This window comes from Cupriavidus sp. C2SS-8b (genome assembly GCF_057073745.1).
In genome coordinates this window covers 212,450-231,557 of the sequence record NZ_CP172716.1, presented here as the reverse complement: position 1 = coordinate 231,557, position 19,108 = coordinate 212,450, and the positions used below count along the sequence as shown (strand labels likewise).

Here is a 19,108-nt window from a genome sequence, read left to right as displayed (position 1 = left end):
TTTTTGCTGGTTCGAGGCAGGCAGCACCAACGGGCGCCCCCGCCTCTCGCATCACTCAGTCGGCATAGACGCCGGCTTTCTTGATCACGGGGGTCCACTTGTTGATTTCCGCAGTCAGGTAAGTGCGCAGCGAATCCGGCGTGGCGCGCTGTGCCGGCACCGCCTCGGCACCCAGCTCGGCCATCTTGGCGCGGAAGACCGGGTCGGTCACGGACTTCTGCAGCGCGGCCGACAGCTTGTCGATCACCGGCTTCGGCGTGCCCTTGGGCGCGTACATGGCGTGCCAGACCTTGACTTCGACGCCCGGCATGCCCTGCTCCTGCGCGGTCGGCACATCCTTGAACGCTTCCACGCGGCGCGCCTGCATGGCCGCGTACGGCTTGACCGAACCGGCCTTGAGGTGGCCCGCCAGGTTGGTGGTCTGGTCGCACAGCAGGTTGACCTGGCCGCCCAGGATATCGGTCAGCGCCGGTGCGGCACCCTTGTACGGCACCGTGGTCAGCTCGGTCTGGATCGCGCTCTGGAACAGCAGGCCGCACAGGTGCGAGGCCGAACCGATGCCGGCATTGGCCAGCGACAGCTTGCTGGCATTGGCCTTGATGTACGGCAGCAGCTCCTTGAAGCTGTTCGGCGGCAACTGCTTGTTGCCGACCATGATCATCGGCACGTCGGCAATCTCGCCCACCATCTCGAAGTCCTTGAGCGGATCGAAGCCCAGGTTGCGATACAGCGCCGGGGCGGTGGCCATGCCGATATGGTGGATCAGGATCGTGTGGCCGTCGTTCTTGGCTTGCGCCACCTTCTTGGCCCCGATGGTGCCGCCGGCACCGCCCAGGTTCTCGATCACGACGGTCGAGCCCAGGTGCTTGGACATGATCGCGGTCAGCTCGCGCGCGACCTTGTCGGTCGGGCCGCCAGCCGAGAACGGCACCACCGCCGAGATCGGCTTGCCGCCCGGGAATTCCTGGGCCTGCGCGCCGGCATATGCGCCCATGGCGCCCACTGCCGCGATGGCGGCGACAAATTTTGCAACTCGTTTCATAGTGCTCTCCAATTCCTTCCGTCTGCAAAGCGCCGCCGGTGCCGGATGCCGCGCGTCATGACGCGGTCCGTGCGCAATCAGGCGGGGTAGTCCCGTTGCGCGATCGACCATGGCTGTTGGCAGCGCGGCCAGATTCGCCTGTATGGCGGCCGGGCCGGGCGTTGATGTTACCAACTGCAGACATCCGAACGGAATCAGGGCTAACCCGCTGCATCTTGATGCGACAGGCAGTGGGAACCTGCGAAGCCACTGCGGCCGGCCCACACGCTCCACACGCAACTGAATTGCAACAGCGCAGGGCCTATGGTTAAATCTTCCGCATGACCCGTCTGATCCCGAGCCAGCCCGACACCCCACCGGCGCCGGCCGTTTTCGAAGCAGCCCAGGAACGCTTGCGCCGGCTCGGCGCCCGCGTGACGCAGCCGCGGCTGTGCATCCTTGCCTGCCTCATCGCCAGCGACGAGGCGCTGACGCACCAGGCCGTGATCGACCGCCTGCCCGGAGCGGGCGAGGCCATCGATCGCGTCACGGTGTATCGCGTGCTGGACTGGCTGGTGGAACAGGGCGTGGCGCAGAAGCGCGCCGGCAACGACCGGGTGTTCCGCTTCAGCCTGATCGAGCACGAGGCCGCGCGCGCCGAGGTGCACCGCCAGCACAGCCACTTCCACTGCACGCGCTGCGACCGCACATTCTGCCTCGACGACGCCAGCCTCCCGGCACAGCCCGCTGCGCCGCGCGTGCCCAGCGGCTTTGCCATCGAACATGTCGAACTGACCGTGAACGGCGTGTGCGCCGACTGCGGCGCGCGCATGCCGCGGCCGCCGGGCTGCCCGTCCTGAGACGTCCCCTATTCCCCCGGAGAACCCACCCATGTCCAAACTGATCCCGGTCACGATCCTGACCGGCTTCCTCGGCAGCGGCAAGACCACCCTGCTCAAGCGCATCCTCACCGAGCAGCACGGCATGAAGATCGCCGTGATCGAGAACGAATTCGGCGAAGAAAACATCGACAACGAGATCCTGGTGCAGGACGGCCGCGAGCAGATCGTGCAGATGAGCAACGGCTGCATCTGCTGCACCATCCGGGGCGACCTGGTCCAGGCGCTGTCCGACCTGATGACCAAGCGCGACGCCGGCGAGTTCGACTTCGACCGCGTGGTCATCGAAACCACGGGCGTGGCCAATCCGGGCCCGGTGGCGCAGACCTTCTTCATGGACGACGAGATCGCCTCGCGCTACCTGCTGGACGCGGTGATCACGCTGGTCGACGCCAAGCATGCCCACCTGCAACTCGACAAGCAGGAAGAGGCCCAGCGCCAGGTCGGCTTTGCCGACGCCATCTTCATCACCAAATCGGATCTGGTCAGCGAAGCCGACGTGGCCGAGCTGCGCCACCGCCTGCTGCATATGAACCCGCGCGCGCCGATCCGCCAGGCAAACTTCGGCGACACGCCGATCGACACCATCTTCGACCTGCGCGGCTTCAACCTGAACGCCAAGCTGGAGATCGACCCGGAGTTCCTCAGCGCCGATGATCACGATCACGATCACGATCACGATCACGACCACAATCACGAGCACGGCGAGCACTGCGGCACGGAATGTGGCCATGACCACAGCCACGACCACCACCACCATCACCACCACACCGACCACATCGCGTCGTTCGTCTTCCGCAGCGACAAGCCGTTCCACTACGGCAAGCTCGAGGAATTCCTGTCCGGGATCCTGGCCGTCTATGGCGAAAAACTCTTGCGCTACAAGGGCGTACTATATATGGAGGGTGTGGACCGGAAAGTCGTGTTCCAGGGTGTCCACCAGTTGATGGGCAGCGACGTCGGCGCCAAGTGGGAGGACGAGACTCCCGGCACCAAGATGGTGTTCATCGGCGTGGACCTGCCCCGGGATGCGATTCTGAAAGGCCTGGCCAATTGCCTGGCCTGAGTGCGGCAGCCGCCTCATGGCGGCCCCTCGCTACGTGTCGTCCCTGGTACGCCCCCCCGTTCGGGGTACCGGGGAAACACCGAAGTTATGGCAAGGCCTTTTCCGTATCTTGGAAAATTTTGTTCAAGTACAATAGGCCGGATTTGATACCGACGGCGCACCTTTTTCCCGCCGCCGGTGTTGCAGGGCGGCGGTTGTCGTCAGCACGAGGCAGGCCGCCGGCAGGTGCGGTCGCAGGGCTTCGTGCGGAGACCGCCCTCCGCTTGGGGACCCGGCACGCGCCGTTCCATACCGACGCGAGAGAGAGGTGTCCCCATGACAGCCGCAACGAAGACGAAAGAAAGCCGCAGCAAGACAGGTAGTGCCGCGGCAGAGACGCTCAAGGCGCAGTCTGTGAAGGCTGCGCCGGCTCCCCGCGGCGGTACGGCCCACGCCGGCGCGGTCGAGACCAAGGGAGGCCCGCGAAGCAGCAAGACTGCAGCCAGCCAGAGTGAAACGTCCGCCCCGCGCAAGCACGCGGACACAGCACCCGAGCGGACCCAGACGCCGCCGGTCAGATCAACAAGAGAATCAGCAGCAACCATGAGCAGCAACAAACTTCTGACTGAAGCTGAAATCCTGAAGATGAGCGACAAGGATTACATGAACGAAGCGCAGCTCGCCTTCTTCAAGCATCGCCTTGAGCAGCTGCGCGACGAAATCCTGAAGAACGCTGATCAGACCACGGAACACCTGCGCGAAACGGTCATCGTGCCGGATCCGGCTGACCGCGCCACGATCGAGGAAGAGCACGCCCTGGAACTGCGCACGCGCGACCGCGAGCGCAAGCTGCTCAAGAAGGTCGAGCAGTCGCTGACCCGCATCGAGTCCGGCGATTACGGCTGGTGCGAGGAAACCGGCGAGCCGATCGGCGTGCCGCGCCTGCTGGCCCGTCCGACCGCCACGCTGTCGCTCGAAGCCCAGCAGCGCCGCGAACTGCGCCAGAAGCTGTTCGGCGACTGAGCCGCGCGCCCGCCTCTGAGCACCCCGACGGCCCGGATCTCCGGGCCGTTTTGCTTTGTCGCGGCGCGACGACGACATTACTATGGTGTAAGCCCGCCCGCCGGCTGTCGGCGGCAGGGCCTTTCTGGTACAGTCGCAACTTTGTTGCAATAACACCGGGTGCGCCGCGCGGCGCCCCTTTGCTCGTCCTTACCATGGCCAATCGCCTGCCCGTTACCGTGCTGTCCGGATTCACCGGCGCCGGCAAGTCCAGCTTGCTGCAGCATCTGCTTGCCGCCAATGCCGGCAAGCGCGTAGGCGTGGCCGGCAATTTGCCGGAGGCCACCGGGCTGGCGGGCAGCGGCAGTTTCGATCACCTGCTGCTTGAGGCCGAGGGAACGGACGATCCCATGGCCATCGCCGAGGCTGTGCTGTTCGAAGACGAGCACGGCGCGGGCACGGCCCTGCGCCTGGACACGCTGGTCACCGTGGTCGATGCCTCGACCTTCCTGCGCGACGTCAACGACGCCGAGTTCCTGCGTGATCGCGTCGCGCCGCCGGAGGATGACAGCGATGAGGACGACCGCACCGTGGTGGACGTGCTGATCGCCCAGGTGGAGTTCGCCGATGTCATCGTGTTGAACAAGGCGGACCTCGTCAGCGCGGATGCGATGGCACAACTCGAAGCCGTCCTGCGCGCGTTCAACCCGCGCGCGCAGATCATCCCGGCAAGCTTCGGCAAGATCCCTGCCGCAAGCGTGCTCGACACGCACCGCTTTGATTTCGAGGAAACCGCGAGCGCACCGGGCTGGCTGGCGCTGCAGCGCGGCGAGTCATTGCCCGAGTCCCATGGCGTCGGCGGCTTCGTCTACCGCCGCCGCCGGCCGTTTCATCCTGGCCGCTTTGCCGACCTGATCCATACCGAATGGATGCGCGAGCATGGCAACGTGCTGCGTTCGAAGGGCCTGTTCTGGCTGGCCAGCCGCATGGGCATCGCCGGTGACTGGGCCCAGGCTGGCGGCGTATGCCGTCCCGCCGCCGCTGGCGCATGGTGGGCCGCGCTCGATCCGTCCGAATGGCCGACCGATGCGGCGGATCGCGCGGCGCTCGACGCCGACATGCTCGAGGTCGGCCAGCCGGCGCCATATGGCGACCGCCGCCAGGAACTGGCGCTGGTCGGCGTGGGTCTCGACCGCAACGCGCTGGAAGCCTGCCTCGACGCCTGCCTGCTGACCGACGCCGAAATGGCGGCCGGCCCCGATGCCTGGGCCGCATATGCCGACCCGTTCCCCGCCTGGGAAGATGCCTTCGACGAGGAGGGCCACGATCACGACCATGGCCATCATCACGGCCATGACCACACGCACGGCGACTGCGACTGTGGCCACCTGCATGATCACTGAGATCACCCGGTCTCTCGTCCGCCTGCGCGCGCGTGGTCCCGGGCTGTGGCACGCCGTGTGGCTGGTGCTATGCCTGCTGGGCGCGCAGCATGCGGGCCTTGTGCACCGTGTGGCCCACGGTGGCCTGATGGGCGCGCCGCTGTCCGTCATGGCCGCCGAAGCGAGCGCCGCGGATCATGGAGACGCCAGTCCGTTCGCGCAGAAGCTGGCCGGGCACTCGTGCGTGCTGTTCGATGGCGCCACCGTCGCCGACAGCCATTTCTGCCATCTGCCGGCAATCACGCCGGCCTTTGGCAAACCGGTCAAGCCGGCCAACCTGGCCTGGCGCTGGCCCGATCTTCCCTCCGCCTACCCTTTCCGCTCGCGCGCGCCGCCGGCGCACACGCCCGCCTTCGCCTGATCCGGGCCGCGGCCTTGCCGCCTGCCCGCAGTACGAACGCGTGCGTCCATGCCGGCAGGCTTTGCGCCCGTCCCGCAATTGAGATTGCAGGGCTCGCGCAATTCGGCACCGGCACGGCCGTCCGCCCGATTGCCATCGCATCGAATCGCGAGCCATGTCTCATACCCTGCAACACCCCATGCTGCGGCGCACGCCGCTGGCAGCCATTGCTGCCCTGATTGTCTCTACCAGCGCGCTTGCCCAGACCGCCAGCGAACCTGCGCCCCCTACCGCGCCCGCTGCCGCCACCCTCAAGGAAGTGGTGGTCACCGCGAACCCGCTTGGCAGCGAGCTGAACGACATGGTCGCGCCAGTCTCCGCACTGAGCGGCGACGCGCTGTCGCTGCGCCAGAACAGCACCCTTGGTGAGACGCTGGACAAGCTGCCCGGCGTGTCGTCGAGCTACTTCGGCCCCAACGCGAGCCGGCCCATCATCCGCGGCCTCGATGGCGACCGCATCAAGGTGCTGCAGAACGGCGGCTCCACGGTCGATGCCTCGACGCTGTCCTATGACCACGCGGTGCCGGTCGATCCGCTCGTGGCCGAGCGCATCGAAGTCGTGCGCGGGCCGGCCGCGCTGATGTACGGCGGCAATGCCATCGGCGGCGTGGTCAACGTGATCGACAACCGCATTCCGAAGGAGCCGATCGAGGGCATCGGCGGCGCGGTCGACGCGAGCGCCACCGCCGGCGGCGATGCGGCGCGCAATGCCAGCGCGCTGGTCGAGGCCGGCAACGGGCAGTTCGCAATCCACGCCGACGCATTCGCGCGCAAGACCAGCGACCTGAAGATCCCGGGCTTCGCGCGCAGCGCACCCTTGCGCGCCAGCCAGCCGCTGCCCGAAGGCGAGACCGAGGCCAGCGGCCGCCTGCCCAACACCAGCGCGCAGCAGGACGGCGGCTCGCTGGGCGGCTCCTACACCTGGGCCGACGGCTTCGTCGGCGCCAACTACAGCGCGTACCGCAACGAATACGGCACGCCGGCCGAGGATGACGTGCGGCTGAAGATGCGGCAGGACCGCTTCGCGCTCGAAGGCGAGGCGCGCAACCTGCAAGGCAACAGCTCCGGCCTGATCGAATCGGTCAAGGGCAAGTTCAGCTACACGGACTACGAGCACAAGGAAATCGAGGCCGGCGAAACCGGTACCATCTTCAAGAACCAGGGCTGGGACGCGCGCTTCGAGGCCAGGCACGCGAAGATTGGCAGGATGGACGGCGTCATCGGCACGCAGTTCGGCCACACGCAGTTCTCCGCGCTCGGCGAGGAAGCGTTCGTGCCGAATACCAACACCGACAACGCCGCGCTGTTCGTCTTCGAGGAAATGCCGCTCGACAGCGCCGGCGACTTCAAGCTCAACGTCGGCGGCCGGCTCGACCACAGCAGCATCCGCGCCAGCGCCAATGGCAATGACCGCTTCACCGATGCCAACCGCAGCTTCAATGCCACCAGTGCCTCGGCGGGCCTGCTGTACAAGCTGAACGCGCTGTGGTCGCTGACCAGCAATGTCTCGTACACCGAGCGCGCGCCGACCTTTTACGAGCTGTACGCCAACGGGCCGCACGTGGCCACCGGTTCATGGGAGCTAGGCGACCCGAACGCCAACAAGGAGCGCGCCACCTCCGTCGATCTCGGCATGCGTTACAAATACGGCCCGCACAGCGCGAGCGTGTCGGGCTACTACAGCCGCTTCGCCAACTACCTGGCGCTGATGTCGACGGGCCGCGCGCGCGACGATGCGGGCGATGTCGTGGCCCCTGGCAGCCCAGGTTCGCTGCCTGAGTTCCAGTACCTGGGCGTACCGGCCACGCTGTACGGCTTCGAGGCCGAAGGCAAGGCGCGGTTGTTCCAGAAGATGCTGACGTCGAGCGATACGCTGGATTTCGAAGCCCGGGCGGATTACGTGCGCGGGGAGGATCGCAATACCGGTGAACCGCTGCCGAGACTCGCGCCGCTGCGGCTCGGTGGCGCGCTGGTCTATGGCGCGGGTCCGTGGGGCGCGCGCGTCGATGTCACCTATGCGGCAAAGCAGACCCGCGTGCCGACCAACGACACGCCAACCGACGCCTACACGCTGCTGAGCCTGGCGCTGACGTACAAGTTCAAGGCCTCCGGTACGCAGACGCTGGTCTATCTGCGCGGCGACAACCTGACCAACCAGGAAGCGCGCAATGCTTCCTCGATCCTCAGGGACATCGCGCCGATGCCGGGGCGGAGTGTGAAGGTGGGGTTCAGGACGATGTTTTAAGGCCCGGGCGACAACGAGGTTGTCGCCCTGCCATGCTGAGCCGCGCGCAGCGCAGCCGAAGGCGATGATGCGATATCGCGGCCAGTGTCGGGCCACGGACAGGTTCGGGGCTGGTTCAATCATTGTTGGAGAGCCTGCGGGCGGACGCGCTCCACGCGGCAGGCAGCCGGGCAGACTCTGAAGCGAGTACCCGTACAACACCCTCAGCACGCTACGATCAATATTGGCCGCTAGGCAAGTAAACGCGTTTTTTGGTTACTTCTTGTCGCTCGGACAAAAAGTGACTCGCAGGCTACGCCTGCGAAACAGCGGCGCCTGCCAAGAACGAATCCCTCAATCAAGATTCCAAACCATCTCCCCCTCAACCCTCAACGCCCGCCCCCCCGCCAACGCCCGCAGCGTCTGCGACAGAATCTCCTCCATCGACTGCGCGGCCATAAAGCGTTCGCGCATGGTCACCATCAGCGGCGCCTGCTCCATCCACGCCAGCAATGCATCGCGACGCATCGTCTGCGCTTCCAGCAGCTTGAACTTCACCAGCACCTTGAGCGCGTGGCTCGCATTGCGTTGCGGATCTCCACCGAGGTAAGCGAGCCGGCCACGCGCCCGCTCGAGGGCTCCGGCCACGTCGGCAAAGGGGCGGCCGTGGCCGGGAATCACCACGCGCACATCGAGTTCCGCAATGCGCTCCAGCACCGCGGCCTGTTCCACAAACCCGCTCTCCCCTTCCAGCTCCGGAAAAATCACCCCGAAGCCGTTTTCCCACAACGCATCGCCGGCAATCAGGATGCGCGGCTGCGGCGCGAACAACATCACCGCGTGAGGATCGTGCCCCGGCGCGGCGACCACCTGCCAGTCGATGCCGCCAAGGCGCAGCCTGTCGCCGTCATGCAGCAGCGCATCGAACGTGAAGCGGTCGCATTGCTGGCCCGTGGCCTTGTAGGTCAGTGCATAGACATCCCACGCCGAGACGGCTGCCGCTTCGGCGCCGGGAATCGACGTGTGCGGCTGCCAGCGCGCCTGCAGTGCGGCATTGCCGCCGCAATGGTCGGAATGCAGATGGGTATTGATAAGCCGCTTCAGCGAACGCCCCTGTAGCGCCGATTCGACCAGCGCCACGGTCTGCGGCGCGTGCGTGACGTAGCCGCTGTCGACCAGCGCGGTATCGTCGCCGTCGATGAACAGGATGTTGTTGGCCGACAGCCAGCCGCGCTCGAACACGCGCAAGGTGGCCGGCAACTGCGGGGGCGTGGTGTCGCTCAAGGCGAGGGTCTCCTATTCGTCCAGCCCGTCCAGCCAGGCGGCGCGCTGTGGCAATTGCGCCCAGACGCGGCGCTTGTCGTCCTCGGCCATGGCGGACCAGGCGGCAATCTCTTCGATGGTGCGCAGGCAGCCTTCGCAATAGCCGCTGGCCGCGTCCATGCGGCACACGTTGCGGCACGGCGACGGCACCGGCTGCTGGGTCTGCGCCGCACATGCCCGGCGCTTGATGTCCTTGATGAGGGAGACTGGTAGCGCCATCGTTTCAGCCGGCAACCCGGGCAGCCTTGGCGGCGATCTTCTGGTTGAAGCGCGCGGCATCGATCACGTGGCGCTCGTGCACGCCTTCCGTGATCTTGTCCTCGCCGTCCCAGGCGCTCACTTCGAAACGCAGCTTGCGCCCATCCACCTCCACCAGCCGGCCCTTGACCGTGATGGTCATGCCCGGCGGCGTGGCGGCCAGATGCGTAAAGCTGACCAGCGTGCCGAGGGTCTGCTCGCGCGGCCAGTCCAGGTGTTCGCGCAGGGCCTGCAGACAGGCGCACTCCATGATGCCGACCATGTATCCGGTGGCCAGTACGTCCGGCATCTCCGTGCACATCGGGATGTCATCGTAGAGCTGCGGCACGGAGGCCTTGCGCGGCACGACGTACTGCCACGAGAACTCAAGGCCGGGCCGCAGTTCGGGACTCATGCCGCCGCTCCCAGGGCGACATCCGCCACTTCCGCGCCCGTCATCTGCTGCAGCTGCTGCGGCGTCAGGTTGAACACCGCGTGCGGATGCCCGGCCGCGGCCCACAGGCTGTCATAGCGGAACAGGTCCTGGTCCAGCAGCATGACCGGAGGCACCGCATGGCCGATCGGGCAGACCCCGCCGATGGCATAGCCGGTCTTCTCGCGCACGAACCTCGCATCGGCCTTGCCCAGCGCGCCGACGCGCGCCGCCACCTTGGCCTCATCGACACGGTTGTTGCCGCTGGCGATCACCAGCACCGGCACATCGTCTTCCACGCGCCGGAAGATGATCGACTTGGCGATCTCCGCCACGCTGCAGCCCAGTCCAGCCGCGGCCTCGGCGGAGGTCTTGCCGGTGGCCGGCAGCATCACCACCGGCCGGTCATGGCCGAGTTCGGCCAGCAGGCCGGCGACGCGCTGGGCGGATTCCGGCAATTCGGCGATCGGATCGGCGGACTGGCTCATTCTTGCTCCTTCGTCATATCGTTCGTTGCGTCACGCGCACATCGGCGCCGCTTCGCTGGCGGCGGCCCACTTGGTCAGCAATGCGCGGCCCACGCGCGAGCTGTTGGCGCGGCCGATCGCCTGCGAGATGTAATCGCCCGTGCGCACCACGGCTTCCAGGTCGATACCGGTATGGATGCCCAGCCCGTGCAGCATGTACAACACGTCCTCGGTCGCCACGTTGCCGGTCGCACCCTTGGCGTACGGACAGCCGCCCAGGCCGGCCACCGATGCGTGGAAGATCGAGATGCCCACTTCCAGGCTGGCCAGGATGTTCGACAGCGCCTGGCCATAGGTGTCGTGGAAATGCCCCGACAGCCGGTCGAGCGCAAATTCCGCCGAGACCGCGCGCATCACGTCCTGCACCTTGCCCGGCGTGCCCACGCCGATGGTGTCGGCAATATCGATCTCGTCGCAGCCCAGCGCGCGCATGCGGCGCACCACGTCCACCACGGCGCTCACCGGCACCTCGCCCTGGTACGGGCAGCCCAGCGCGCACGAAATGCTGCCGCGCACGCGAATGTTCTTTTCTTTCGCGGCCGCTGCCACTGGCTCGAAGCGCGCGATCGATTCGGCGATCGAGCAATTGATGTTCTTCTGCGAGAACGCCTCGCTGGCGGCGCCGAAGATCACGACCTCATCGGCTCCCGCCGCCACCGCGCCCTCCAGCCCCTTCATATTGGGCGTGAGCACCGAATACAGCGTGCCCGGGCGGCGCTGGATGCGCGCCATCACGTCGGCGCCGTCGGCCATTTGCGGCACCCATTTCGGCGAGACAAAGGACGCGGCCTCGATATTGACGAAACCGGCCTCGGTCAGCTGGTTGATCAGCGCCACCTTGACGTCGGTCGGCACCATGGCCTTTTCGTTCTGCAAGCCGTCGCGCGGTCCGACCTCGACGATCTTTACGTAGTTGGGCAGGTTCATGGCTATCTCCAATGTCTGTGGTTGTCCGCGTGGCGGTGGCGTTCAGTAGCCGCGCTGCAAATCGACCACGCCCGCGATCGGCTGGCCCACCCGCAGCGCGCGGATCTTGCCGGCGATCTGCGCGATGCTGTCCTCGCGCAGCGTGAGCGCCGAGATATGCGGCGTGATGGTGATGCGCGGCTCCTGCCAGAACGGGTGCGCGGCCGGCAGCGGCTCGGTGCGGAACACATCCAGCGTCGCGCCGGCGATCTGCCCGGCCTGCACCGCCGCCAGCAGGTCATCCTCGGCCAAGTGCTGCCCACGCGCCACGTTGATCACGTAGGCGCCTTTGGCGAGCTTGCCGAACAGTTCGCCGTTCAGGATGTTTTCGGTTTGCGGCGTCAGCGGCAGGACGTTGACCAGCACGCGCAGGCCATTCAGGAACGGGGCGCGACCCGCATCGCCATGGAATCCCACCACGCCCTCGATCGCGCGCGCGGAGCGGCTCCAGCCGCGCACCGGAAAGCCGAAACCGGCCAGCGTGCTGGCGATATGCGTGCCCAGCGCGCCGACGCCCATCACGCCGATGGTGAAGTCCGCGCGGCGGTGTGGCTTCAGAAACTTCCAGTTGCCGGCCTGCTGCTGGGCAGCGTAGTCGTCCAGCCGGCGGAAATAGCGCAGCACGGCATGCGTGACGTACTCGGCCATCTGCGCGGCCATGCCAGCGTCGTCCAGACGCACGATGGGCACGCCAGCGGGCAACGCGTCGGGGTCCTGGTCACGCAGGCCCAGGATGCCGTCCACGCCGGCGCCCAGGTTGAACACCGCCTTCAGGTCGGTGCGGCCGCGCAGCATCTCCACGGGCGGGCGCCAGACCACGGCATAGTCGGCGGATTCGCCGCGGCTGTCCTCCCACTTGAGGCACTCGGCTTCGGGCAGCGCCTGCGCAAAACCTTCGATCCAGGGCTCATAGCGGCCGTCAGGCACATACAACTGCAACTTCATGGAGGGACTCCGGGTCTTCCGTGGCGGGATGGATCATTTTGGCAGAGGTTGCGGGACGGCGCCCGCCACTGGCCGGCAATCGCCCCGCGCCTGCCTGCCTCGGTTCAGGCTCGGGTTTCCCCGCTCGCGAACGCCAGCAACTGCGCCCCTTCCGCCACCTGCTCGCCCACGCTGTACAAGATCTCGCTCACGACTCCATCGGCCGGCGCGCTGATGGTGTGCTCCATCTTCATGGCTTCCATCACCAGCAGCGGCGTGCCCCGCGTCACCGTGCTGCCCGGTTCGACCATGACGGCGATGACCTTGCCCGGCATCGGCGCGGTCAGCTTGCCGCCCTCGCCCTCGGCTTCGCCCGCATGCGCGAGCGGGTCGAGCCAGCCGAGCACCGCGTGGCGCCCGGCGTTGAAGACGTGGAAATCGTTGCCCTCCACATGGACCTGGCCATGCGCGCGGCGCGTGCCGAGATCCACGCGGATATCGTCGGCCTGGCACGATGTGCGGAACGGCGCCGCCTGGTCGGCATAGATCAGCGTGCAGCCGCGCTCGTTCGCGGTCAGCATGACATCGAGCGTATGGCTGCCGTAAGCGAAACGCAGCGTGCGCGTGGCGCCGCCATTGAGCCGCCACGCGCCGGCATGCGTCCACGGCGAATGCTGGTCAGCCGCGTCGAGGCGGCGCTCGCGTGTTTCGCGGTCGAGCAGCGCGGCGGTTGCGAGCGCGATGATCTCCATGCCGACCGGCGCGGGCGCCGGGAACAGGGTGGCCTCGTTGCGTTCGATCAGGCCCGTGTCGAGATCGGCTGTGCGGAACGCTTCGGACTTCAACAGCCGCTGCAGGAATGCCACGTTGGTGGACAGGCCGACCACGTGATACGCCCCCAGCGCCTGGCGCATGCGCGCGAGGGCTTCATCGCGATCCTTCCCCCAGACGATCAGCTTGGCGATCATCGGGTCGTAGTAGGGGCTGATGGTGTCGCCTTCGCGCACGCCGGAGTCGATGCGAACACCAGCCGGGCCGTGGGCATCGCCGCCGCGCATGAACTGCACGGCGGGCGGTGTGCGCAGGAAACGCAGCGTGCCCGTGGAAGGCAGGAACTGCTTGTCGGGGTTCTCGGCGTAGATCCGCGCTTCGAGCGCGTGGCCGTCGATGCGGAGTTCTTCTTGCGTCAGTGGCAGGCGCTCGCCGGCCGCTACGCGCAGTTGCCACTCGACCAGGTCCTGCCCGGTGATCATCTCGGTGACCGGATGCTCGACCTGCAGGCGCGTGTTCATCTCCATGAAGTAGAACGAGCCGTCCTGGTTGGCGATGAATTCGACCGTGCCCGCGCCGACATAGCCGACAGCCTTGGCGGCGGCCACAGCAGCTTCGCCCATCGCGCGGCGACGTTCTTCCGTCATGCCCGGCGCGGGCGCTTCTTCCAGCACCTTCTGGTGGCGGCGCTGTACCGAGCAGTCGCGTTCGAACAGGTAGACGCAGTTGCCGTGCGTGTCGGCAAAAACCTGGATTTCGATATGACGTGGGCGAGTCAGGTACTTTTCGACCAGCACCTTGTCGTCGCCAAAGCTCGCCGACGCTTCGCGCTTGACCGAGGCGAGCGCCGCTTCGAAGGCATCGCCCGACTCCACCACGCGCATGCCCTTGCCGCCACCGCCGGCGCTGGCCTTGAGCAACACCGGGTAGCCGATGCGGTCGGCCTCGCTGCGCAGCAGGCCGGGATTCTGGTCTTCGCCGTGGTAACCGGGCACCAGCGGCACCGAGGCCGTTTCCATCAGCTGCTTGGCCGCGCTCTTGCTGCCCATCGCATGGATGGCCGAGGCCGGCGGGCCGATGAACACGAGTCCCGCCGCCGCACAGGCTTCGGCAAAGGCCTCGTTCTCAGAGAGGAAGCCGTAACCGGGGTGGATTGCCTGAGCCCCGGTTTCCTTCGCCATCTCGATGATGTGATCGGCGCGCAGGTAGCTGTCGCGCGCCGCGGCGCCGCCGATATGCACGGCCTCGTCGCAGAAGGCGACGTGGCGCGCATCGGCGTCGGCGTCCGAGTACACCGCGACGGTGCGAATGCCCAGCCGGCGGCAGGTGGCGGCGACGCGGCAGGCAATCTCGCCGCGGTTGGCGATCAGGATCTTGCTGAACATGAGCTCCCTCCGTTTTGACCCGGTTATCGGGATCTTACGGCGGCGAGCTCTCCGCGTGGTGATTTCTTAACTATTCAGCCTGCGTGGCCTTCGGCGCGGATGTCCAGGCGGGCCAGCAGCGCGCGATCCCGGTCCGCCTGCGGGTTGCCGGTGGTCAGCAGCTTGTCGCCGTAGAAGATGGAGTTGGCGCCGGCCATGAAGCACAGCGCCTGCAGGGCCTCTTCCATCGCCTCGCGCCCCGCCGACAGGCGCACCATCGCGCCCGGCATGGTGATGCGCGCCACGGCAATGGTGCGGACGAACTCGAACGGGTCAAGCGCATCGGTGCCGGCCAGCGGCGTGCCTTCCACCTGCACCAGGTTGTTGATGGGCACCGACTCGGGATACGGGTCCATGTTGGCGAGCTGCGCGATCAGACCGGCGCGCGCCTCGCGCGCTTCGCCCATGCCGACGATGCCGCCGCAGCAGACGTTGATGCCGGCATCGCGCACGTGGCCGATGGTGTCGAGCCGGTCCTGGTAGGTGCGCGTGGTGATGATCTTGCCGTAGAACTCGGGCGAGGTATCGAGGTTGTGGTTGTAGTAGTCCAGGCCCGCTTCCTTGAGCTGTTGCGCCTGTTCGGCCTTCAGCATGCCCAGCGTGACGCAGGTCTCCAGGCCCATGGCCTTGACCTCGCGCACCATGTCCATCACCGGCTCCAGGTGGCGGTCCTTCGGGCTGCGCCACGCGGCGCCCATGCAGAAACGCGTGGCGCCATTGGCCTTCGCCGTGCGGGCGGCTTCCAGCACTTCATCGAGCGCCATCAGCTTCTCGGCCTTGACGCCGGCATCATGGTGCGCGCTTTGCGGACAGTAGCCGCAATCCTCTTCGCAGCCGCCGGTCTTGATCGACAGCAGCGTGGACAGCTGCACAGTGTTGGCGTCGAAGTTCTCGCGATGCACCTGCTGCGCGCGGAACAGCAGGTCGTTGAACGGCAGCGCGAACAGCGCGGCGACGTCATCGACGCTCCAGCGCGCGTCTTCGGGGAGTGCATGGTTGCGCGCGGTCTGGCGCAGCGATTCGGCGGAAATGGTGGCGACGGTCTGAGTGGCTTGGGTCATGATCGGTTCGGTCTTATGTCAGGCAGCGAGGTCTTGGGCCTCGGACTGGTATTGGATGGAGTGCGCGAGCAGCGGTGAAAGGTCGAGGCGTGCGGCAGCATCGGCCGGCGCCACTTGCCACGGCAATTCGCCGAGGCACGGCGCATCGAGCGCGCCATGCAGCGTGGCGATGTTCTCGTCGGCCAGCAGCATGTCCGGATCGACGCGGTTGGCGATCCAGCCGGCCAACGTCAGCCCGCGCGCGCGGATGGCCTCGGCGGTCAGCACGGCATGGTTCAGGCAGCCCAGGCGGATGCCCACCACCAGGACCACCGGCAGCGCGAGCATCTCGGCAAGGTCCGCCGTGCTCCAGCGCACCGCGCCGGTATCGAGCGGCACATGAAAGCCGCCGACGCCTTCGACCACGACAGCATCGGCCTGCTGGCGCAGCGCATCGAAAGCATGGCGGATCGGTGCGCGCGTGATGCGCACGCCTTCCTGCGCAGCCGCCAGGTGCGGCGAGCACGGCGTGCGCAGCAGGAACGGACACGTCTGCGCCAGCGGCACCGTGACCGAGCTGGCATCACGCAGCGCGGCCACATCATCGTTATGCCAGTGGTCGCCGCGCCATTCGCTGCCGCTGGCCACGGGCTTCATGCCGACGGCGGCATAGCCAGCCGCATGCAACGCGTGCAGGAGCGTGGCGCTCGCGTGGGTCTTGCCCACGCCGGTATCGGTCCCGGTGACAAAGCACTGGAACTTCGCTGGCTGGCTCATGCGGCCTCCTGCTTCGCGTCGCGCATCACGGCGTCGGCCAGCACGCCGACCAGCCGCTGCACGTCCGCAGCCGTGTGCGAGGCGGACAGCGTGATGCGCAGCCGCGCGGTGCCCTCGGGCACGGTCGGCGGCCGGATGGCGCCGACGCGGATGCCGTCGGCTTCCAGCCGCGCCGACAGCGCGAGCGAGGTTGCGTTGTCGCCGACGATCAGCGGTTGCACGGCCGTCGCACTGTCGCCCAACTGCCAGCCCGCTGCCGCCGCCAGCGGCGCCAGGCCGGCGCGCAGGTCGGCAATCAGCTGGTTCAGGTTGGCGCGGCGTTGCCGGCCCTCCTCGCCCTCGATGATCGCGAGGCTCGCCAGCAGTGCGTGGGCCACCGCAGGTGGCGCGGCCGTGGTGTAGATGTAGGGGCGCGCGGTGTTGACGAGGTGCTCGATGATGGTCTCGTGCGCGGCCACGAAGGCGCCAGCCACGCCGGCGGCCTTGCCCAGCGTGCCGATGTAGATAAAACGCTCCGAGTTCAATCCGAGCGCCTGCAGCACGCCGTGGCCATCATCACCCAGCACGCCGAAGCCGTGCGCATCGTCGACGATGATCCACGCGTCATGGCGTTCGGCCAGCGCGAGCAGTTCGGCCAGCGGCGCCACGTCGCCGTCCATGCTGAACACGCTGTCGGTCACGATCAGCTTGAGCACGCTGGTGCTGGCGCCGAGCAGCGCGTCCAGCGCCGCGGCATCGCAATGCGGGTAGCGCTGCACGTCTGCGCGCGCAAGCCGGGCGCCGTCGATCAGCGAGGCATGGTTGAGCGACTCGCAGAACAGCGTCGCGCCCGCGGTCCCCAGCGCCGTCAGCACGGCCATGTTGGCCATGTAGCCCGTGCAGAAGTACAGCGTGCGGGCTTGCGGGATATACGGGGCAAACCAGCGCGCCAGTTCCTCTTCGAGGCGCGCGTGCGCCAGCGAATGGCCGCTGACCAGATGCGAGGCGCCGCTGCCGGCGCCATACAGCTGTGCGCCTTCGGCGAACGCGGCGACGACATCCGGATGACTGGCCATGCCCATGTAATCGTTGCTGCAGAATGTCAGCAACGACTGCGGAGCGGGCGTATCCGCAGGTCCGACGGACTGGTGCGGGGCGCAAGCCGTGTGCGCGATGCGGCGCCGGCGCGTGAGCGCGCGGGCCTGGCGTTCATCGGCTGCGCGGCGCAGTTGTTCAAGCAGCATGGCGGGCCTCCTTGCTGGCGTGGGTGGAACCGAGCACATCGTCCAGCGTGGCGAGCAGTTGCCCGGCCAGCCAGCGCGCCTGCGCGGCGTCGAAGACATAGGGCGGCATCACGTACAGCGTGTTGCCGATCGGCCGCACAAGCAGCTCGCGCGCTTGCGCAGCCTGGTGGAAGCGTCCGGCGAAGCCTTCGCCGGCAACCTCGTCGCGCACATCGACGGCCCAGATCAGGCCGCGCTGGCGCATGCGGTGCAGGCGCGCATCGTCGGCGAACCGCGCCATCGCGTCGGACAGCCACTGCGCACGGTCGCGGTTCTGCGCGATCACGTCGTCCTGCGCGAACACGTCGAGCGTGGCCAGCGCGGCGCGGCAGGCCAGCGGGTTGCCGGTATAGGAATGCGAATGCAGGAAGCTGCGCGCGAGATCGTCGGCGACGAAGGCGCGCTGGATCTCCGGGCGCGACAGCACCAGCGACAGCGGCAGGTAGCCGCCGCTGATGCCCTTGGACAGGCACAGGAAATCGGGCCAGGCATGCGCGGGCAGCGGCTGCTCGCCGTCACGGCATTGCTCCCATGCGAAGAAGGTGCCCGTGCGGCCGCAGCCGACGGCGATCTCGTCGGCGATCAGATGGACGCGGTAGCGGTCGCACAAGGCGCGCGCGCCTTCCAGGTAGGACGGGTCGTGCATGGCCATGCCGGCGGCGCCCTGCACCAGCGGCTCGACGATCAGCGCGGCGATCTGGCCGGCGCGTTCGCGCAGCAGCGTCTCGAGCGCGGCCAGCGCGCGCGTGGCGACGTCGGCGGCGGTCTCGTCCGCTGCGGCCTGGCGCGCGTCAGGCGACATCACGACGTGCGCGCGGCGGATCAGCGGGTCATAGGCATCGCGGAAGACGTCCAGGTCGGTCACGCCCAGCGCGCCCACGGTTTCGCCGTGGTAGCCATTGGCCAGGCAGACGAACTCGCGCTTGGCCGGCAGGCCGGTGTTGCGCCAGTAGTGGAAGCTCATCTTGAGCGCGATCTCCACGGCCGACGCGCCGTCCGAGGCGTAGAACGCGTGGCCGAGCGCGCCGCCGGTCAGCGCCGACAGGCGTTCGGCCAGTTCCACGGCCGGCGCATGGGTGCAGCCGGCCAGCATGACGTGCTCCAGCGTCTGCAGCTGGTCCGCCAGCGCGGCATTGATCTTCGGGTTGGCGTGGCCGAACAGGTTGACCCACCAGGAACTGGTGGCATCGAAGTAGCGCCGTCCATCGGCATCGTGAAGCCACGGACCTTCGCCGCGCACGATGGCCAGCGGCGTCACGTCGTCGTCAGGGCGCAGCCGCGTGCACGGGTGCCAGACCACGCGCTTGCTGCGCTGGCCAAGCGAATCGCCGGCCGGGGCATGCAGGGACTGTTGTTCCAAGGGAGTCCTCCTTTGTTGACCCTTCGCGTTG

18 protein-coding genes are annotated in these 19,108 nt (G+C 67.4%); 6 read left to right on the top strand and 12 right to left on the bottom strand.

Features of this window, described 5'->3' with window-relative positions; genetic code table 11:
- Positions 1 to 55: 55 nt before the first annotated feature.
- The gene (locus tag ACIGJB_RS00980; RefSeq protein ID WP_483730988.1) at positions 56 to 1,042 is read right to left on the bottom strand and encodes a tripartite tricarboxylate transporter substrate-binding protein; all 987 of its coding nucleotides are present in this window, start codon (positions 1,040 to 1,042) and stop codon (positions 56 to 58) included.
- Between the two features lie 320 nt (positions 1,043 to 1,362).
- Between ACIGJB_RS00980 and ACIGJB_RS00975 the strand changes: the two genes are divergently transcribed.
- From ACIGJB_RS00975 to ACIGJB_RS00950, 6 genes are all read left to right on the top strand, one after another.
- On the top strand, positions 1,363 to 1,881 hold the full coding sequence (locus ACIGJB_RS00975) for a Fur family transcriptional regulator (protein ID WP_483730987.1): 519 nt from the start codon (positions 1,363 to 1,365) through the stop codon (positions 1,879 to 1,881).
- A 31-nt stretch (positions 1,882 to 1,912) separates the two neighbouring features.
- On the top strand, positions 1,913 to 2,986 hold the full coding sequence (locus ACIGJB_RS00970; RefSeq protein WP_483730986.1) for a CobW family GTP-binding protein: 1,074 nt from the start codon (positions 1,913 to 1,915) through the stop codon (positions 2,984 to 2,986).
- Between the two features lie 582 nt (positions 2,987 to 3,568).
- Positions 3,569 to 3,988, top strand: coding sequence for an RNA polymerase-binding protein DksA (gene dksA / locus ACIGJB_RS00965; protein WP_211947140.1), 420 nt, complete (start codon positions 3,569 to 3,571; stop codon positions 3,986 to 3,988).
- Positions 3,989 to 4,182: 194 nt separating this feature from the next.
- Positions 4,183 to 5,370, top strand: a complete 1,188-nt coding sequence (locus ACIGJB_RS00960) for a GTP-binding protein (protein WP_483732369.1) — start codon at positions 4,183 to 4,185, stop codon at positions 5,368 to 5,370.
- On the top strand, positions 5,360 to 5,770 hold the full coding sequence (locus ACIGJB_RS00955; protein ID WP_483730985.1) for a hypothetical protein: 411 nt from the start codon (positions 5,360 to 5,362) through the stop codon (positions 5,768 to 5,770). The genes ACIGJB_RS00960 and ACIGJB_RS00955 overlap by 11 nt, the downstream gene beginning before the upstream one ends.
- A gap of 154 nt (positions 5,771 to 5,924) precedes the next feature.
- Entirely contained in the window at positions 5,925 to 8,054 is a 2,130-nt protein-coding gene (locus ACIGJB_RS00950) for a TonB-dependent receptor (RefSeq protein WP_483730984.1), read from the top strand.
- Positions 8,055 to 8,387: 333 nt separating this feature from the next.
- On the opposite strand, the gene ACIGJB_RS00945 is transcribed toward ACIGJB_RS00950, so the two are convergent.
- From ACIGJB_RS00945 to bioA, 11 genes are all read right to left on the bottom strand, one after another.
- Entirely contained in the window at positions 8,388 to 9,317 is a 930-nt protein-coding gene (locus ACIGJB_RS00945; protein ID WP_483730983.1) for an MBL fold metallo-hydrolase, read from the bottom strand.
- Positions 9,318 to 9,329: 12 nt separating this feature from the next.
- Positions 9,330 to 9,575, bottom strand: a complete 246-nt coding sequence (locus tag ACIGJB_RS00940) for a DUF1289 domain-containing protein (RefSeq protein ID WP_483730982.1) — start codon at positions 9,573 to 9,575, stop codon at positions 9,330 to 9,332.
- A gap of 4 nt (positions 9,576 to 9,579) precedes the next feature.
- On the bottom strand, positions 9,580 to 10,008 hold the full coding sequence (locus ACIGJB_RS00935; RefSeq protein WP_483730981.1) for a thioesterase family protein: 429 nt from the start codon (positions 10,006 to 10,008) through the stop codon (positions 9,580 to 9,582).
- Positions 10,005 to 10,514, bottom strand: a complete 510-nt coding sequence (locus tag ACIGJB_RS00930) for a YbaK/EbsC family protein (RefSeq protein WP_483730980.1) — start codon at positions 10,512 to 10,514, stop codon at positions 10,005 to 10,007. The genes ACIGJB_RS00935 and ACIGJB_RS00930 overlap by 4 nt, the downstream gene beginning before the upstream one ends.
- A gap of 30 nt (positions 10,515 to 10,544) precedes the next feature.
- Positions 10,545 to 11,480 carry a hydroxymethylglutaryl-CoA lyase gene (locus ACIGJB_RS00925; protein WP_483730979.1) on the bottom strand — a complete coding sequence of 312 codons (936 nt, stop codon included), beginning with the start codon at positions 11,478 to 11,480 and terminating at the stop codon, positions 10,545 to 10,547.
- Between the two features lie 42 nt (positions 11,481 to 11,522).
- Entirely contained in the window at positions 11,523 to 12,464 is a 942-nt protein-coding gene (locus ACIGJB_RS00920) for a 2-hydroxyacid dehydrogenase (protein WP_483730978.1), read from the bottom strand.
- Between the two features lie 104 nt (positions 12,465 to 12,568).
- Positions 12,569 to 14,599, bottom strand: coding sequence for an acetyl/propionyl/methylcrotonyl-CoA carboxylase subunit alpha (locus ACIGJB_RS00915; RefSeq protein WP_483730977.1), 2,031 nt, complete (start codon positions 14,597 to 14,599; stop codon positions 12,569 to 12,571).
- A gap of 74 nt (positions 14,600 to 14,673) precedes the next feature.
- Positions 14,674 to 15,699: a biotin synthase BioB gene (gene bioB / locus ACIGJB_RS00910; protein ID WP_483730976.1), complete on the bottom strand. Its 1,026-nt coding sequence runs from the start codon at positions 15,697 to 15,699 to the stop codon at positions 14,674 to 14,676.
- Positions 15,700 to 15,717: 18 nt separating this feature from the next.
- Positions 15,718 to 16,455 (bottom strand): dethiobiotin synthase, encoded by a 738-nt coding sequence (gene bioD / locus ACIGJB_RS00905; protein WP_483730975.1) that lies wholly within the window; start codon positions 16,453 to 16,455, stop codon positions 15,718 to 15,720.
- Positions 16,452 to 17,678 (bottom strand): 8-amino-7-oxononanoate synthase, encoded by a 1,227-nt coding sequence (gene bioF, locus ACIGJB_RS00900; RefSeq protein WP_483730974.1) that lies wholly within the window; start codon positions 17,676 to 17,678, stop codon positions 16,452 to 16,454. The genes bioD and bioF overlap by 4 nt, the downstream gene beginning before the upstream one ends.
- The gene (gene bioA, locus ACIGJB_RS00895; protein ID WP_483730973.1) at positions 17,668 to 19,077 is read right to left on the bottom strand and encodes an adenosylmethionine--8-amino-7-oxononanoate transaminase; all 1,410 of its coding nucleotides are present in this window, start codon (positions 19,075 to 19,077) and stop codon (positions 17,668 to 17,670) included. Before bioA ends, bioF begins: the two co-directional genes overlap by 11 nt.
- Between the last annotated feature and the right edge of the window lie 31 nt (positions 19,078 to 19,108).

Excerpts from the sequence above, each read along its gene's own strand:
- ACIGJB_RS00955 (WP_483730985.1), top strand. The coding sequence starts at position 5,360 with ATGATCACTGAGATCACCCGGTCTCTCGTCCGCCTGCGCGCGCGTGGT.
- dksA (WP_211947140.1), top strand. The coding sequence starts at position 3,569 with ATGAGCAGCAACAAACTTCTGACTGAAGCTGAAATCCTGAAGATGAGC.
- ACIGJB_RS00925 (WP_483730979.1), bottom strand. The coding sequence starts at position 11,480 with ATGAACCTGCCCAACTACGTAAAGATCGTCGAGGTCGGACCGCGCGAC.
- ACIGJB_RS00935 (WP_483730981.1), bottom strand. The coding sequence starts at position 10,008 with ATGAGTCCCGAACTGCGGCCCGGCCTTGAGTTCTCGTGGCAGTACGTC.
- bioB (WP_483730976.1), bottom strand. The coding sequence starts at position 15,699 with ATGACCCAAGCCACTCAGACCGTCGCCACCATTTCCGCCGAATCGCTG.
- ACIGJB_RS00950 (WP_483730984.1), top strand. The coding sequence starts at position 5,925 with ATGTCTCATACCCTGCAACACCCCATGCTGCGGCGCACGCCGCTGGCA.
- ACIGJB_RS00940 (WP_483730982.1), bottom strand. The coding sequence starts at position 9,575 with ATGGCGCTACCAGTCTCCCTCATCAAGGACATCAAGCGCCGGGCATGT.
- ACIGJB_RS00970 (WP_483730986.1), top strand. The coding sequence starts at position 1,913 with ATGTCCAAACTGATCCCGGTCACGATCCTGACCGGCTTCCTCGGCAGC.
- ACIGJB_RS00975 (WP_483730987.1), top strand. The coding sequence starts at position 1,363 with ATGACCCGTCTGATCCCGAGCCAGCCCGACACCCCACCGGCGCCGGCC.
- ACIGJB_RS00960 (WP_483732369.1), top strand. The coding sequence starts at position 4,183 with ATGGCCAATCGCCTGCCCGTTACCGTGCTGTCCGGATTCACCGGCGCC.
- ACIGJB_RS00915 (WP_483730977.1), bottom strand. The coding sequence starts at position 14,599 with ATGTTCAGCAAGATCCTGATCGCCAACCGCGGCGAGATTGCCTGCCGC.
- bioF (WP_483730974.1), bottom strand. The coding sequence starts at position 17,678 with ATGCTGCTTGAACAACTGCGCCGCGCAGCCGATGAACGCCAGGCCCGC.
- ACIGJB_RS00930 (WP_483730980.1), bottom strand. The coding sequence starts at position 10,514 with ATGAGCCAGTCCGCCGATCCGATCGCCGAATTGCCGGAATCCGCCCAG.
- ACIGJB_RS00920 (WP_483730978.1), bottom strand. The coding sequence starts at position 12,464 with ATGAAGTTGCAGTTGTATGTGCCTGACGGCCGCTATGAGCCCTGGATC.
- bioD (WP_483730975.1), bottom strand. The coding sequence starts at position 16,455 with ATGAGCCAGCCAGCGAAGTTCCAGTGCTTTGTCACCGGGACCGATACC.
- ACIGJB_RS00980 (WP_483730988.1), bottom strand. The coding sequence starts at position 1,042 with ATGAAACGAGTTGCAAAATTTGTCGCCGCCATCGCGGCAGTGGGCGCC.